We start from the raw sequence: 14966 nt of genomic DNA, 5'->3' as shown, positions 1-14966 counted from the left end.
TCACCTTCCCGATTCCAGGGTGCGCTTTGCGCCGCCTGATGTCGATACGTGACCAGTGCCGATGGGGCCGTTCTGGCCCCGCGGGAGTGCATCTGGCAGCTCGTCGAGGAATTCGGCGCCGCAACACCCGACTGCTCCCCCGGCAGCCATCTCAATGCCCGCCTTGCAGTGACTTTCGTCCCTGGTGCGAGCGCGGTCGCACAGTGTGAGCTAACGGTGACAAGCAGTCGGGTATCGGAGGCATCATGTCAGAGGCGATGGTCGTGATGCGGCGGCGGTCAGACTTGGACCCGGCACTGATATGCGCTATGGAAACCCCACCCACTCAGCGTGATTTCTCAACGCGCACCGAGGATGTCGGCGATCGGGGCGCGGGGCCGACCGACTGGGCCGTTCTGGTCGTGACCTGGGGTCCACACCCTGGATCGCGGTTCCTGTTGGATTCGGCGGTCACGTCCATCGGCAGGCTGCGCGACAGCGACATCTTTCTCGATGACATCACCGTCAGTCGACGGCACGCTGAAATCCGTTGGCACAACTGCGCATTCTCATTGGCAGACGTCGGCGGTCTGGACGGCACCTATCTCAACGGTGAGTTGGTCGATGCAGCCGCGCCGCTCAGCAGTGGAGACCTGGTTGCGGTCGGCGAGAGTCAACTGGTCTTTCTCACTCATCCTGCGGTACCCGCCTCATGGCACCACCCCGTCAACGCGGGGCAAGAGTCCGAAAACGTCGGCGTCCATTAGTCGGCGACGCCGGGGCCCGGTGGGAACTGCCGCCCGTTACGGGTAGACGGTGTAGCAGCTCGTACCACCGATTCCGAGTACGTATACCGAGGTGCAGCGCTGAAAACTGCCGTCTGGCTGAAGCGGGCCATCACACTGGTAGCCGCCATTGCCCCACACGACCGCGCCGCCGCACGGTTGCATAGGCGACGGGGCCTGGCCCCCCACCCGGGCGATTCCACCGCCCACAAGACCAACCAGCAGTGCCGTCAGCAACAGGACCATCACGCCCGCGACAGCAACCGCCACACCGACCAGAAACCGCTTCGCATAAATGGATCTCGTCATCGGAACCCCTCAACCAACACCTAAACCGGGTTCCCTACTGTGCGCTCGCCTGATCACCCACCGACAGGGACTTTGGGCCCGTGATCGCGCCCCGCAATGCCCCCATTCAGCCCCGCGCAAGCGCGCGGCGGCCCGTCGTCCCCAAGCTGCCGATACGGGATGAGTCGCGCCGGATTCAGGTGTATACAGATTGAGTAATCTGTTCACTCCGGTCGGGGTGACACGACAGCCTTGGCCCAGGAGAACCCAGTGAGCACACAGCGCAGCGCCCTCATCGTCGGCGGGGCTTCCGGCATCGGCTGGGCCTGCGCCCAGGGTCTGGCCGCGCAGGACTACCGCGTCGTCATCGCCGACCGGAACGCCGAACTCGGCGCGGCCCGCGCCGCCGAACTCGGCGCACCGCACTCGGCGGTCGTTGTCGAGGTGACTGACGAGGCGTCCGTCGCCGCCGCCTTCGAGCAGGCCGGCGAACTCGACGCCGTGGTCAGCTGCGCCGGGTTCTCGACCTTCGGACTCATCGTGGACATGCCGGTCGACGATTTCCGCGCCGTCGTCGACTGCTGCCTGACGGGCTCGTTCATCGTCGCCAAGTACGCCGGCCGGCGGTTGCGCGAAGGCGGGTCACTGGTGTGCATCTCGTCGCTCAACGGCCGCCAGCCGGCCATCGGCATGAGCGCCTACAGCGCCGCCAAGGCCGGCCTGTCGATGCTGACCGAAGTGGCCGCATTAGAGTTGGGCCCCAAGGGAATTCGCGTCAACGCCGTCGCCCCCGGCTTCGTGCACACCCCGCTGACCGAGGGTGCGGCGCTGATCCCCGGCGTCGTCGACGAGTACGTGGAGAACACCGCTCTGGGCCGCGCCGGCACCCCCGAGGACATCGCCAATGCCGTGCTGTTCCTGTGCTCGGAGCAGTCGTCATGGATGACGGGCGAGGTGCTGGACCTCAACGGCGGCGCGCACCTGAAGCGCTATCCGGACATCATGAGCCACATACTCAAGCTCGCGTCGGGGTAGCCGCCGGCCCCGAATCCGACAGAATCACCGTTATGGACACCGATTTCACGGTCACCCAGAAGCGGGCACTTGCCGTCGCGACGGTTTTGGCGGTCGGGTTCGGCGCATATTTCCTGCGCGGCCAGTTCATCCTGGTCGTGATCGCCGGAGTGGTGGCCTACCTGTTCACCCCGTTGTTCCGCCGGCTGTCCACGCGGCTGAGCACCGGCCTGTCGGCCACCCTGACCTTGCTGGCAGCCCTGGTCATGGTGATCGTGCCGATCGGCGCCGCCATCGCCATCGGCGTCGTCCAGATCGGCAACATGGTCCGCAACGTGTCGGACTGGGTGAGCCGTACCGACATGGGCGCGGTCGGTACCCGTTCGCTGCAGGCCGTCAACGACCTACTGGCACAAATCCCGTTCCTGCACGACGTGACGCTGACCCGTGAGTCGCTCCAGAAATGGATCATCACGTTCGCGCAGCGCGCCGGCGAGTGGGGCCTGAACGTGCTGCAGGACGCCGCGGGCGGACTGTTCGGCGCACTGGCCGGCGCGGTGATCTTCCTGTACGTGTTCATCTCGCTGCTCACCAACGGCGACGAAGTGGTCCTGCTGATCCGCCGGCTCAATCCGCTCGGCGAGGAGGTCACCGACCTCTACCTGGCCAAGATGGGCGCCATGGTGCGCGGGACGGTCCTGGGCCAGTTCGTCATCGCCCTGGCCCAGGGTGTGGCCGGCGCGATCTCGATCTACATCGCCGGATTCCACGACGGGTTCTTCATCTTCGCGATCCTGCTGAGCGCGCTGTCGGTGATCCCGCTCGGCGGCGGTGTCGTCAGCATCCCGTTCGGGATCGGCATGGCACTGTTCGGCAATGTCGGCGGCGGGCTGTTCGTCATCGCGTTCCACGTCCTGGTGGTCACCAACATCGACAACGTGCTCCGGCCGATCCTGGTGCCCCGGGCCGCCCGGCTGGATTCGGCGCTGATGTTGCTTTCAGTGTTCTCCGGGATCGCGATGTTCGGCTTCCTGGGCCTGGTGATCGGCCCGGTGCTGATGATCGTCGTCGTCACCACGATCAGCGTGTATCTCGCGGTCTACAAAGGCGTCCCGCTCAGCGAACCCGACCCCGACGAACGTCCGGGCCGCCTCGCCCGGCTGATCGCCGCGATCCGGGCCCGCCGAACACCGCCCGCAGCACCACCCGCTAAGGCAGCGGCGTCGCCTTCTGCGTCGCCTCTGCCAGAGTCCGGTAGTCCGCCGCACCCGCCGACCCACTGACGGCCACCTGCGCCGGCCCGGTCGGACCATTGAGCTTGGCCGTCCAGATCGGCTCGGTGCCCTGCTGGTCCTCGCCCGCACCCTCGTAGACCACCCAGTGCACGCCACCCAGGTCCCGCGCCCCGGTCGGGTACATACCGCTGTGGATCGAGGACACCAGCTTCTCCTCGTCGGCGTTGCTCTGGATCAGCGCCACGTACATGCCGGCGGCCGTGAGATAACCCACCTTGGACGTCAGCGCCCGCGCGGACTGCTTGGTGACGGGGTCGGTACGGCCGCCGTCGATGCTGCCTCGCGATCCCGAATTGGCGTGCCACCCGTCCGGGAGCACCGGCACCCGGATCGGAATGTGCAGGGCAGCAGAGTCGGCCTTGAGCGCGGCCGGGGCGTCGTACTGCGGTGCCGGGCCCTTACCCGGACCTTGCGGCGCAAATGAACACATCCCGAGCATCCCGGCCAGGGCGACGCACGCCACGACCAGCGGCACGATGGACCACAACATGTCGCGGCCGTCCTGCAGCAACCGGTCCTTGGCCGGGCGGGGCACCGGCACCGACTGACCCTCGGCAACCACGTTGGGTTCGGCGGCGGGCCGCCCATCAGCTGCTGGGGCGGGCGGACCCCCAGGCTCCGGGGATGATGACGTCACGGTGCTCAGTATCCCAGCTCCCCGAAGCGCACTGCCTAATGGGACAATTTGCGCATGACGCCTTCGCGCCGGGAAGCCCCAGACCGCAACCTCGCACTCGAACTCGTCCGGGTCACCGAAGCCGGGGCCATGGCCGCCGGCCGCTGGGTCGGCCGTGGCGACAAGGAGGGCGGCGACGGCGCCGCCGTCGACGCCATGCGTGAGCTGGTCAATTCGGTCTCGATGCGCGGTGTGGTGGTCATCGGCGAGGGCGAAAAAGACCACGCGCCGATGCTCTACAACGGCGAAGAGGTCGGCAACGGCGACGGGCCGGACTGTGACTTCGCCGTCGACCCCGTCGACGGCACCACCCTGATGAGCAAGGGCATGCCCAACGCCATCTCGGTGCTGGCGGTCTCCGAGCGCGGCACCATGTTCGACCCGTCGGCCGTCTTCTACATGAACAAGATCGCCGTCGGACCCGACGCGGCCGACGTCATCGACATCACCGCACCCATCGGCGAGAACATCCGCCGGGTCGCCAGGAAGCTCAACGAGTCGGTGGCCGATGTCACGGTGTGCATCCTCGACCGCCCCCGGCACGCCCAGCTGATCAGCGACGTCCGGGAGGCCGGTGCGCGCATCCGGCTGATCTCGGACGGTGACGTCGCCGGCGCGATCTCGGCCTGTCGCCCCGAATCCGGCACCGATATCCTCGCCGGTATCGGCGGTACTCCGGAGGGCATCATCGCCGCGGCGGCGATCCGTTGCATGGGCGGCGCGATCCAGGCCGTCCTCGCCCCCACCGACGACGCCGAGCGTCAGCGGGCCCTGGACCGCGGCTACGACCTGGAACGCGTGCTGACCACCGAAGACCTGGTGGCCGGCGACAATGTCTTCTTCTGCGCCACCGGCGTCACCGACGGCGACCTGCTCAACGGCGTCCGTTACTTCGCCGGCGGCTGCACCACGCAGTCGATCGTCATGCGGTCCAAGTCCGGCACCGTCCGGATGATCGAGGCCTACCACCGGCTGTCCAAGCTCAACGAGTACTCCGCGGTGGACTTCACCGGAGACCTCTCCGCCGCGTACCCCCTGCCGTAGTTTCCGTTCACCTCAACAAAAGGGAGCACATGTCCGACAACGCTGTCGAAGTGGAGTACCGGATCGAGCACGACACCATGGGCGAAGTCCGGGTGCCGATCAACGCCCTGTGGCGCGCGCAGACGCAACGGGCGGTGGAGAACTTCCCGATCTCGTTCCGCGGCCTCGAGCGCACTCAGATCCGCGCGCTGGGTCTGCTCAAGGGCGCCTGCGCACAGGTCAACAAGGACCTGGGCCTGCTGGCCCCCGAGAAGGCCGACGCGATCATCGCCGCCGCCGGTGAGATCGCCGACGGTCTGCACGACGACCAGTTCCCCATCGACGTGTTCCAGACGGGCTCGGGCACCAGCTCGAACATGAACGCCAACGAGGTCATCGCGTCGATCGCGGCGCGCAACGGCGTTGATGTCCACCCCAACGACCACGTCAACATGTCGCAGAGCTCCAACGACACCTTCCCCACCGCCACGCACATCGCGGCGACGGAAGCTGCTGTGCGCCACCTGATCCCGGCGCTTGAAGTGCTGCACGAGTCGCTGGCCAACAAGGCCCGCGCGTGGCGCACCGTCGTCAAGTCCGGCCGTACCCACCTCATGGACGCGGTGCCCGTCACCCTGGGCCAGGAGTTCGGTGGCTACGCCCGCCAGATCGAGGCGGGCATAGAAAGGGTGCGCGCGTGTCTTCCTCGTTTGGGTGAACTGGCCATCGGCGGCACCGCCGTCGGCACCGGCCTGAACGCTCCCGACGGCTTCGGCGCCAAGGTCGTCGAGGTGCTGATGAACCAGACCGGCATCGCCGAACTGCGCACCGCCGCAGACTCTTTCGAGGCCCAGGCCGCCCGCGACGGGCTCGTCGAGGCGTCCGGCGCGCTGAAGACCATCGCGGTGTCACTGACCAAGATCGCCAACGACGTGCGCTGGATGGGCTCGGGCCCGCTGACCGGCCTCGGCGAGATCCAGCTGCCGGACCTGCAGCCGGGTAGCTCGATCATGCCGGGCAAGGTGAATCCTGTTCTGCCCGAAGCGGTTACCCAGGTCGCCGCGCAGGTCATCGGCAACGACGCGGCTGTCACCGTCGGCGGCCTGTCCGGCGCCTTCGAGCTGAACGTCTACATCCCGATGATGGCCCGCAACGTGCTGGAGTCCTTCACGCTGCTGTCCAACGTGTCCCGGCTGTTCGCCGCCAAGTGCATCGACGGCCTCGTCGCCAACGAGGACCACCTGCGCACGCTGGCGGAGTCGTCGCCGTCGATCGTGACGCCGCTGAACTCGGCCATCGGCTACGAGGAGGCCGCCAAGGTCGCCAAGGAAGCCCTCAAGGAGAAGAAGACCATCCGGCAGACGGTCATCGACCGCGGCCTGATCGGCGAGAACCTCTCCCTGGCCGAGCTGGACAAGCGCCTCGACGTGCTGGCCATGGCGAAGGTCAAGGACGGCGAGTAGTTCCTCGCGGCAAGGATGCCCCCTTCGTGGGGAGGGGGCATTTTTGCGTCTCGGGCGCATTTCACATCGCAGGTGAAGCGAATGTGAACAGCTCCTTACTGGACGGATACTGCCGGGAAACGGGAATCGACCGGTGCATTTGCGATCGTGTGGCAATGACGGCAGAGCTCACTGATTCGCCTGCAGGTGTTCAGCTGGATGCCGTCCCGTGCATGACAAATGGGCGCTACCACGTGCCGCACCCGCACGCCGATGAGCCGCAACCCAAACCCCAGGCCGATGTCCTCAAACTGGTGACGACCTCACCGGGTCAACGAAATGCCGACGTGCTGCAGGCCCGGCTGTTCATCGAACTGCTCGAAGACGAACTGGCCGAACTGAATTCGCATCTGGCGGCGACCGAGCGACGGGCTGCCAAGCAGGGCGCCGACAAGCATCGAGATGTGTTGCGCAAGCGGATCGCCGACATCATGGCGATGCTCGATGCGATCGGAGACCGCTTCCCCACTGCCTAGTCTGAAGGCAATCGGCTACTGACCGTTGTTCACGCCACCGGAGTTGGCGCCCGGGATGTCCGTGATCGGGATGTTCGGCATCGGGGCCGGCGAGGGGGTGTTGGGCAGCGTCGGAATCTCGGCCGGCGGAATGTCGGTCAGATCGTTGACCGGCGGCCCGTTCTCGCGGCTGCCGTAGCTGGTGCCCGGCTCTCGGTGGCCGACCATCTGGCTGACGGTCACCATGTGGTAGCCGTTGGCCTTGAGCACCGGGATGAACTGCTGCACGAGATCGACGGTCGACGAATAGGTGTCATGAAACAGCACCACCGAATTCGGCTTGATCTGTGTCATCAGCATGTAGCGGGTGGCCGCGGTGTTGGAGTCGTTGGCCCAGTCGAACGGGATGACGTCCCAGTTGATGTCGGCCAGGCCCTGCTTCTTGGCCTCGGCGAGCACGGCGTCGTTGATCAGGCCGCCCGCGGTGCGGAACAGCTTGGGCCGCTGGCCGGTGGCCTGTTCGACGGCGTCAGTGGCCTTGGACAGCTGCGACGGGATGTCCTCCGGCGGAATGGTCGTCATGTTGGGGTGTTCCCAGGTGTGCTGACCGAGCTCCATGCCGGCCTCGACGACGCGCTTGGCACCGGCGGGGTTGGCCGCGACCTTGTTACCGATCTCGAAGAACGTCGCCTTGGCGTCGTTGTCCTTCAGGATTTTCAGCAGCCGGTCGGTGTACGGGCTGGGCCCGTCATCGAACGTGAGCGCAATGCACTTGTACTTGCTGCAGTCGACCTCGTCGGCCTTGGCGACGTGACCGGTCTCGCAACCCACCACGACGATGGTGATACCGGCGCAGACGCCGAGCACGGTCCGCCAATAAGCCCAGGACAGGCTGTCGGGTCGGCGCGGCACAGCAGAAATTCTAGCGGCCGCGGCTGAGTGGTCTCTGGCATGGGCGTTTGTGGGGGCTAGCACTACCGCCACATGTAGGGCCAGCAGCGTGGTGCCCGAGCTTCTGGTCGAGCAGGGTTGACCACACACGACATCGGAATGAAGGAGCAGTTCATGAGTTCGACGGTTCGCGAGGATCTGATCTTGTCGCATGCGGTGTTCACGGCCGAGGTGCAGGCGCCGTTCGATCACGTCGACATCGCGCGGTGGCTGAAGACACTTCCCACACATGAATATCAGCGCTGTGCCCCTGGCGACCACAAGGCAGCCGGCTACACCGTCGACGACGACGGCACGCCGATGTCGATCAACGTGGAGATGATCGGCACCGGATTGGTGGTGCAGCAATATCGATTCGAGGTCGCCGAACCTCACTACTGCCGGATGGTGTCGCTGTCCGATGTGTTGACCCCCCTCGGATGGACCAGCACGCAGGTCATCTGGGAGCTACAGATGGAGCAGGTCGGCGGTGACCACTGCCGCTACACCAACACGGTCACCTCACACCCGACCGAGCACTTCCTCGGCTTCATCGCCCAGCACGGGCAGACCTTTGCCGAGGCGGCCGCGGCCCGTCAGGACGCCTCGGGGCGACACTGCCGCGTCGAGACCCCGCGATATGCCGAGAGCATCGCCCGCTGGGCGATCGATCGCGCCGCAGCCGCGGCCTAGCCACTCAACCAGGTAAGGACACTTCGCATGCCCTCAGCAGTGCTGTTCGACCACCCCGGCGACCCAGACGTCCTGCAATGGCAACCGGTGGACCCCGTGCTTCCCGGGCCGGACGAGGTGGTGATCGGGGTCGTGGCGGCCGGGATCAACAACGCCGATCTGCTTCAGCGGCGCGGGCGGTATCCGGTGCCGCCTGGGGCGCCGCGCCCACTCGGATTGGAATGCGCGGGAACCATCCTCGCGGTGGGCGCAGGAGTCACCGGCTGGTCGCCGGGTGACGAGGTGTGCGCCTTGCTCGACGGCGGCGGCTATGCCGACCAAGTCGCGGTTCGCGCCACCCAGGTCATGCCGATCCCAGCAGGACTGAGCATGATCGAGGCCGCCGCGATCCCTGAGGTGGCCTGCACGGTGTACTCCAACCTCGCGATGGTCGCCGGACTCGCCGAAGGGCAGAGCGTACTCATCCACGGCGCCGGAGGCGGCATCGGCACGTTCGCCATCCAGTGGGCCGCCGCGATCGGCGCTGACGTCATCACCACCGCCGGCAGCGACGACAAGGCCCGCGCTGGACGCGATCTCGGCGCGCGGCGGGCGATCAACTACCACAGCGAGGATTTCGTCGCCGCCACTCTGGCCGCCACCGATGGCCGCGGTGTCGACGCCATCCTCGACGTGGTGGGCTCGGACTACTTGGCGCGCAACGTCGAGAGTCTGGCGCCGGACGGGCATCTGGTGGTCATCGGCGGTTCCACGGCCCCGGCCATGTTGGATCTCGGCCTCCTGATGGCCAAGCGAGCCAGCGTCACCGCCACGATGCTGCGGGCCCGCCCAGCCGATCAGAAAGCCGCAATCGTCGCCGGCGTCATCCGAGAGGTGCTGCCCTTGTTCGAGACAAAGGCCATCCGCGCGGTGGTCGACACCGTCCTGCCGCTATCGGATGCCGGACGAGCTCACCGTCTACTGGAGTCCGGAGAGACTGTCGGCAAGGTCATCCTCGACAACCACATCACGGCAGGGTGCCGGGGGTGATCTCCTCGAGCATCTCGGTGACCAGCGCGGCGATCGGCGAGCGCTCGCTGCGCATCAGGGTGATGTGCGCGAACAGCGGGTGGCCCTTGAGCTTCTCGATCACCGCGGCGACACCGTCATGCCGGCCGACGCGCAGGTTGTCGCGCTGGGCGACGTCGTGCGTCAGCACCACCCGCGAGCCGGAGCCCAGCCGGGACAGTACGGTCAGCAGGACGTTGCGTTCCAGCGACTGAGCCTCGTCGACGATGACGAAGGAGTCGTGCAGCGAGCGGCCGCGAATGTGGGTCAGCGGCAACACTTCCAGCATGCCGCGGGACAGCACCTCTTCCAGCACGGCTGGACTGGCGAGCCCTTCGAGCGTGTCGAAGACGGCCTGCGCCCACGGGCCCATCTTCTCGCTCTCGCTGCCCGGCAGGTAGCCGAGGTCCTGTCCACCAACGGCATACAGCGGCCGGAACACCACGACCTTGCGCTGGGTGCGGCGTTCGAGCACCGCCTCCAGACCGGCGCACAGCGCCAGCGCCGACTTGCCGGTACCGGCCTTGCCACCCAGGGAGACGATGCCGACGGATTCGTCGAGCAGCAGATCGAGGGCGACACGTTGTTCGGCTGACCTTCCCCGGAGGCCGAACACTTCGCGATCACCACGGACCAGCTGCACCCGCTTCTCGGCGTTGACCCGGCCCAGCGCGTGGGAGGTCCCACCCAGCAGCCGAATTCCGGTGTGGCACGGCAGATCCCGCGCCTCAGGGATGTCAACCTCGCCGTCCGCGAACAACGTGTCGATGTCTTCCGGCGTGGCGTCCATCTCGGTCATGCCGGTCCAGCCGGACGTGACGACGTCCTGCGCGTGGTACTCGTCGGCGAGCAGGCCCACCGCTCCGGCCTTCACCCGCAGCGGAATGTCCTTGCTGACCAACGTGACTCGCTTACCTTCGGCGGCGAGGTTGGCGGCACAGGCCAGGATGCGGTGGTCGTTGGTGTCGGTACGGAATCCGGACGGCAGCACGGACTGATCGATGTGGTTCAACTCAACCTGGAGCGAACCGCCTTGTGTCCCAACAGGAATCGGCTGGTCCAGCCGTCCGTGTTCCAAACGCAGGTCGTCGAACATGCGCAGGGCCTGGCGAGCGAACCATCCCAGTTCATGGTGGTGGCGTTTACCCTCCAGTTCACTGATGACCACCAGGGGGACAACCACCTCGTGCTCTGCGAAACGCGTGCAGGCCCAAGGATCGGACAACAGCACGGAGGTATCGAGCACATAAGTACGGACCTGCGAATCAGACACGTGGCGCTCCTCGGCCCGTGCGGCCCCACACGAGCTCTTCGGTGGACGCAGCGGTACCTGGGCCGGGACCGGCCCCTAACACTTGGGTGCCGCCCGGATAGCAGAGCAATTCGCTAGCCATCACCGGCGACGCTACTCCCGGCGGCCGCCCCACGCAGACGGCGCGCCGTGACTGTCTTGTGACGTCTAGATGAACTGGGCGAGCGACGGTTCGTCGCTGAGGCCCCACGCCTTGATGCGGTCGGAGATGACGGTGCGCAGCGCGGCGGCGTCGAAGATGCCGGCGTCAGCAACGACCTGGACCTTGTCCTGATAGGCGTCGATGTCCGCACCGATGACCTCGATGGCCGCGGCCCGGGCGGCGATGGCGGCGATGGTCTCGTCGCGGTGCGTCTCCAGCAGGTGCCCGACAAGGTTGGCGAAGAATTCCTCGTGCCGCTCCTCGTCACGTGCGATGCGGCCGGCCATGGCGGCGAGCACGGGCTCTTCGATCTGCGCCTGCAGGTTGCGGGTGAAGACGGCGTGCGCACGCTCGAAGAACGCCATGAAGACCAGCGTCTCGATCTGGCTGAGCTTGTCGGCCCGGTAGCCCTTCATGACGTGCTCGACACGCACGTCCTCGTTGGCGGTCGGGTCGATCTGGCGGGTGACCACCAGGTAGTTGCGCAGCGCGATGGCGTGCAGGTGCTCCTCGGCGGTCCAGCGGCCCAGCCAGCGGCCCCACTTGTCCTCGAGGATGAAGTGTTCGACCAGCTCACGGTGATAGCCCGCGAGGTTGTCCTTGGTGATGAGCAGGATTTCCAGCGCATCGGTGACGGGCTTGGGAAGGGTGACGCTCGAGGCATCCCAGTCCGTGCCGCCAAGGAAGGCGAAGTTCTCGCCCTGCTCGAACGGCACGTAGTCGTGGGCGTACCAGGCTTCCTCAGTCGCGAGGTGCCGGGACAGCTCGGTGTCCACCACGGGCTCGAGCTCGAGGGTCAGTGCGTTGGCAACCGGTTTCTCAGCCATAAAAGTAACTGTAACCCGAATTCACATGTTTTTGAAATCAGGCCCGCCGAAACGTAACCAATACGCGCCGAGCGTGGGGCCTATGACCGAAATCTCGCGATTTCGCGGTCACAGGCCCCACGCTCGGCGCCGAAAATTCAGAGCGTCAGACCCGGGTACAGCGGGTTGGCGTCCAGCATCTCGGCCGAGGCGGCGCGGACGCGGTCGGCGGTGCCGTCGGCCAGGGTGTACTTGGCTTTCGACGGGCCGTTCGGGCCGGCGTCGGCGCTGGCGTTCTTGAGCACGTCGACCACCAGCTCGGCGACCTTGTCGAACTCGTCCGCGCCGAAGCCGCGCGTGGTCAGCGCCGGGGTGCCGAAACGGATACCGCTGGTGTACCAGGCGCCGTTCGGGTCGTTCGGGATGGCGTTGCGGTTGGTGACCACGCCGGCGTCCAGCAGCGCCGACTCGGCCTGCCGGCCGGTCAGGCCGAAGGACTGCACGTCCAGCAGCACCAGGTGGTTGTCGGTGCCGCCGGTGACCAGCGTCGCGCCGCGCTTGAGGAAGCCCTCGGCCAGCGCCTTGGCGTTGTCGGCGACGTTCTGTGCGTAGGTCCGGAACTCGGGCCGGCGGGCCTCGGCAAGCGCAACAGCCTTGGCGGCCATGACGTGCGACAGCGGGCCGCCGAGCACCATCGGGCAGCCCTTGTCGACGGCCGGGGCGTATTCCTCGGTGGCCAGCACCAGGCCGCCGCGCGGGCCGCGCAGCGACTTGTGCGTCGTCGTGGTGGTGATGTGGGCGTGCGGCACCGGGTCCTCGTCGCCGGTGAAGACCTTGCCGGCGACCAGGCCGGCGAAGTGCGCCATGTCGACCATCAGAGTGGCGCCGACCTCGTCGGCGATCTCGCGCATCTTGGCGAAGTTCACGCGGCGGGGGTAGGCCGAGTAGCCGGCGACCAGCACCAGCGGCTTGAACTCGCGGGCGGCAGCGGCGACGGCGTCGTAGTCGATGAGGCCGGTCTGCGCGTCGGTGCCGTAGCTGCGCTGGTGGAACATCTTGCCGGAGATGTTCGGGCGGAAGCCGTGCGTGAGGTGGCCGCCGGTGTCCAGCGACATGCCCAGCAGCCGCTGGTTGCCCAGCTTGTTGCGCAGCTTCTCCCAGTCCTCCTCGGACAGGTCATTGACGTTCTTGGCACCGAGCTCGGCGAGGCCGGGCGCCTCGATGCGGGTGGCCAGAATGGCCCAGAACGCCACCAGGTTGGCGTCGATGCCCGAGTGCGGCTGCGCGTAGGCGTACGGCGCGCCGAACAGCTCGCGCGCATGCTCGGCGGCCAGGGCCTCGACAGTGTCGACGTTCTGGCAGGCGGCGTAGAACCGGTGCCCGACGGTGCCCTCGGCGTACTTGTCCGAGAACCAGGTGCCCATGGTCAGCAGCACGGCCGGCGACGCGTAGTTCTCGCTGGCGATCAGCTTCAGCGAACTGCGTTGGTCGGCAAGCTCTTTCCGGGTCGCGTCAGCGACGCGGGGCTCAACCTGCTCGATGACCCGCAGCGCCGCCTGATAGGCCTCGCTGGCGGTAGCGGCGTACTCGGCCCCAAGGCCGGCGTTGGACACGGAAGCGTCAGAGGTCATGCGTTCAGCCTAGTCGGCGGGGGTTTGACGGCCCAAGCGGCCACTGGCGCACGCTAGGCGGCCGCGAGCGTTCGCAAAATCCACACGCGCCACGGTGTGTCGTCCGCCGACACGCACGCTCGCGGCCAAGAACTAGCCCGCGCGCAGGCTCGACGGGATCAGCGGCTCGTCGAGCAGGCGGCCGAACCGCGCGGTGAGGCTGACGCCGTCGGGCCGGGCGTCCAGCCAGCCGCGCAGCAACCGGTAACCCTCGACATAGGTCGACGTGTACGCCCGCCACAGCGGCGACGACAGGAACCTCATGGATTGCCGGGCCCGCTCCGGGCTGGTCAGCAGCCAGCGCTGCAGGAAGGCGACGACGTCGTCGGGGTCGCGATGTTCGTCGTGCAGCATCAGCGCGGCATCCTGGCGGACATCGGCCAGCGCGGCACTGGCCGACGAAATCGCTTCTGCGCGTTCGCCGTCGAAGCGCAGGCCCAGATCGTTGTAGATCTCGGACGCCCAACTGCCCCAGTCCGGACCTATCGCGGCGTAGAGAGCCAGGTCGGCGAGCCCCTCCGCCATCAGGCATTGCGGGGTGTTGACCAGGAAGATCGTCTGCTCGGCCTGATGTTGACCGGCCACCAACCCGAACTCTTTGCGGCAGTGTTCGGTGTGGTGACCCGGGTACGACTCGTGCGCCACCAGCCGCGGCAGGTTCGACATCTGCTGCTTGAGGTCCGCGTTGACCGCGACCGTCGACCGGTAATTGCCCTCGTAGTAGTTGAATCCGGACCACGGCTTGTCGGTGACGATCTCGTAGTTGATGGTCTCGGTGTCCGGCAGCGGGAAGTCGGCGCGGACCCGGTCGCGCAGCGCGGACGAGAACGCGTAGATGCATTCCTCGAGCCGCTCGGGCGGAATCTCCTCGGCGGAACGGTGGGCCTGCATGCGCTCGACCAGCGGGCCGCTGCCGCCCAGCGCTTCGTCGAGCGCCCGGTGTGCCTCGCGGTACCGGTCCTCGTCACCTTTGGCGATCGAGACGTCGAAGTAGTCGCGCACCTCGTCGACGAAGCCGACGTCCTCCCCCGCGAACTTGCGACCCGCGCAGTCCAGGGCCCGCAGATGAGCCTTGAGATAGTCCGCGCGCTGCGGGTTCAGCCCGGAGCCGTCGACCTCGTCGTGCAAGCGGCGGGCCTGCCGGGCCAGGGCCGCGGGGTCCGGCGCGGGCTCGTCGGCGACCGCGTGCCGCAGCGCGGGGTCCCCGGTGAACGAGTCGACGTATCCCTCCTCGATGCGGTCGAACCGCAGACCGAGCAGCAGGTAGTCGCGGATCAACCCTTCGGCGGCGGTGTCGGGAACCGGCATCGCGATATGCCCAGTGCTCATACCCGCCCACGTTAGCCGGT

General features: G+C 67.1%; 15 protein-coding genes. 8 read left to right on the top strand and 7 right to left on the bottom strand.

Annotated elements, in window-relative coordinates:
* The first annotated feature begins 266 nt into the window (after positions 1 to 266).
* Entirely contained in the window at positions 267 to 746 is a 480-nt protein-coding gene (locus AC3WTE_RS05365; RefSeq protein WP_492436313.1) for an FHA domain-containing protein, read from the top strand.
* A 36-nt stretch (positions 747 to 782) separates the two neighbouring features.
* On the opposite strand, the gene AC3WTE_RS05360 is transcribed toward AC3WTE_RS05365, so the two are convergent.
* A complete protein-coding gene (locus AC3WTE_RS05360) occupies positions 783 to 929 on the bottom strand; it encodes a CDGP domain-containing protein (protein WP_492436311.1) in 147 nt (48 codons plus the stop codon).
* A 393-nt stretch (positions 930 to 1322) separates the two neighbouring features.
* On the opposite strand from AC3WTE_RS05360, the gene AC3WTE_RS05355 reads away from it, so the two are divergent.
* Both AC3WTE_RS05355 and AC3WTE_RS05350 read left to right on the top strand, forming a co-directional pair.
* Positions 1323 to 2087: an SDR family NAD(P)-dependent oxidoreductase gene (locus AC3WTE_RS05355; RefSeq protein ID WP_492436201.1), complete on the top strand. Its 765-nt coding sequence runs from the start codon at positions 1323 to 1325 to the stop codon at positions 2085 to 2087.
* A 32-nt stretch (positions 2088 to 2119) separates the two neighbouring features.
* Positions 2120 to 3349, top strand: a complete 1230-nt coding sequence (locus tag AC3WTE_RS05350) for an AI-2E family transporter (RefSeq protein ID WP_492436200.1) — start codon at positions 2120 to 2122, stop codon at positions 3347 to 3349.
* Here AC3WTE_RS05350 and AC3WTE_RS05345 read toward each other — a convergent pair.
* Positions 3276 to 3998: a DUF4245 domain-containing protein gene (locus AC3WTE_RS05345; RefSeq protein WP_492436198.1), complete on the bottom strand. Its 723-nt coding sequence runs from the start codon at positions 3996 to 3998 to the stop codon at positions 3276 to 3278. The genes AC3WTE_RS05350 and AC3WTE_RS05345 overlap by 74 nt on opposite strands.
* Positions 3999 to 4052: 54 nt before the next feature.
* Here AC3WTE_RS05345 and glpX point away from each other — a divergent pair, with 54 nt between their 5' ends.
* The 3 genes from glpX to AC3WTE_RS05330 all read left to right on the top strand — a co-directional run bounded on the left by glpX (position 4053) and on the right by AC3WTE_RS05330 (position 7038).
* The gene (gene glpX / locus AC3WTE_RS05340) at positions 4053 to 5081 is read left to right on the top strand and encodes a class II fructose-bisphosphatase (RefSeq protein ID WP_492436197.1); all 1029 of its coding nucleotides are present in this window, start codon (positions 4053 to 4055) and stop codon (positions 5079 to 5081) included.
* 29 nt (positions 5082 to 5110) lie between these two features.
* Positions 5111 to 6523 carry a class II fumarate hydratase gene (locus AC3WTE_RS05335; protein ID WP_492436195.1) on the top strand — a complete coding sequence of 471 codons (1413 nt, stop codon included), beginning with the start codon at positions 5111 to 5113 and terminating at the stop codon, positions 6521 to 6523.
* A 212-nt stretch (positions 6524 to 6735) separates the two neighbouring features.
* Positions 6736 to 7038, top strand: a complete 303-nt coding sequence (locus AC3WTE_RS05330; protein ID WP_492436194.1) for a hypothetical protein — start codon at positions 6736 to 6738, stop codon at positions 7036 to 7038.
* A 15-nt stretch (positions 7039 to 7053) separates the two neighbouring features.
* Here the strand turns inward: AC3WTE_RS05330 and AC3WTE_RS05325 are convergent, their stop codons facing one another.
* Positions 7054 to 7929, bottom strand: coding sequence for a polysaccharide deacetylase family protein (locus tag AC3WTE_RS05325; RefSeq protein ID WP_492436192.1), 876 nt, complete (start codon positions 7927 to 7929; stop codon positions 7054 to 7056).
* Positions 7930 to 8082: 153 nt separating this feature from the next.
* On the opposite strand from AC3WTE_RS05325, the gene AC3WTE_RS05320 reads away from it, so the two are divergent.
* Complete coding sequence (locus AC3WTE_RS05320; RefSeq protein WP_492436191.1) at positions 8083 to 8640, top strand: hypothetical protein; 558 nt, start codon at positions 8083 to 8085, stop codon at positions 8638 to 8640.
* A gap of 27 nt (positions 8641 to 8667) precedes the next feature.
* On the top strand, positions 8668 to 9669 hold the full coding sequence (locus AC3WTE_RS05315) for an NAD(P)H-quinone oxidoreductase (protein WP_492436189.1): 1002 nt from the start codon (positions 8668 to 8670) through the stop codon (positions 9667 to 9669).
* Here the strand turns inward: AC3WTE_RS05315 and phoH2 are convergent.
* From phoH2 to AC3WTE_RS05295, 4 genes are all read right to left on the bottom strand, one after another.
* Positions 9647 to 10960: an RNA 5'-3' helicase PhoH2 gene (phoH2, locus tag AC3WTE_RS05310; protein WP_492436187.1), complete on the bottom strand. Its 1314-nt coding sequence runs from the start codon at positions 10958 to 10960 to the stop codon at positions 9647 to 9649. The genes AC3WTE_RS05315 and phoH2 overlap by 23 nt on opposite strands.
* 186 nt (positions 10961 to 11146) lie before the next feature.
* The gene (locus AC3WTE_RS05305) at positions 11147 to 11968 is read right to left on the bottom strand and encodes an acyl-ACP desaturase (protein ID WP_492436185.1); all 822 of its coding nucleotides are present in this window, start codon (positions 11966 to 11968) and stop codon (positions 11147 to 11149) included.
* Positions 11969 to 12105: 137 nt separating this feature from the next.
* A complete protein-coding gene (locus tag AC3WTE_RS05300; protein ID WP_492436183.1) occupies positions 12106 to 13578 on the bottom strand; it encodes a glycine hydroxymethyltransferase in 1473 nt (490 codons plus the stop codon).
* A gap of 132 nt (positions 13579 to 13710) precedes the next feature.
* Complete coding sequence (locus AC3WTE_RS05295; RefSeq protein WP_492436182.1) at positions 13711 to 14946, bottom strand: DUF885 domain-containing protein; 1236 nt, start codon at positions 14944 to 14946, stop codon at positions 13711 to 13713.
* Positions 14947 to 14966 lie beyond the last annotated feature (20 nt).

The organism is Mycobacterium sp. FW102-FHT13B02 (assembly GCF_058790275.1).
This window is presented reverse-complemented; position numbering and strand designations above follow the sequence as displayed.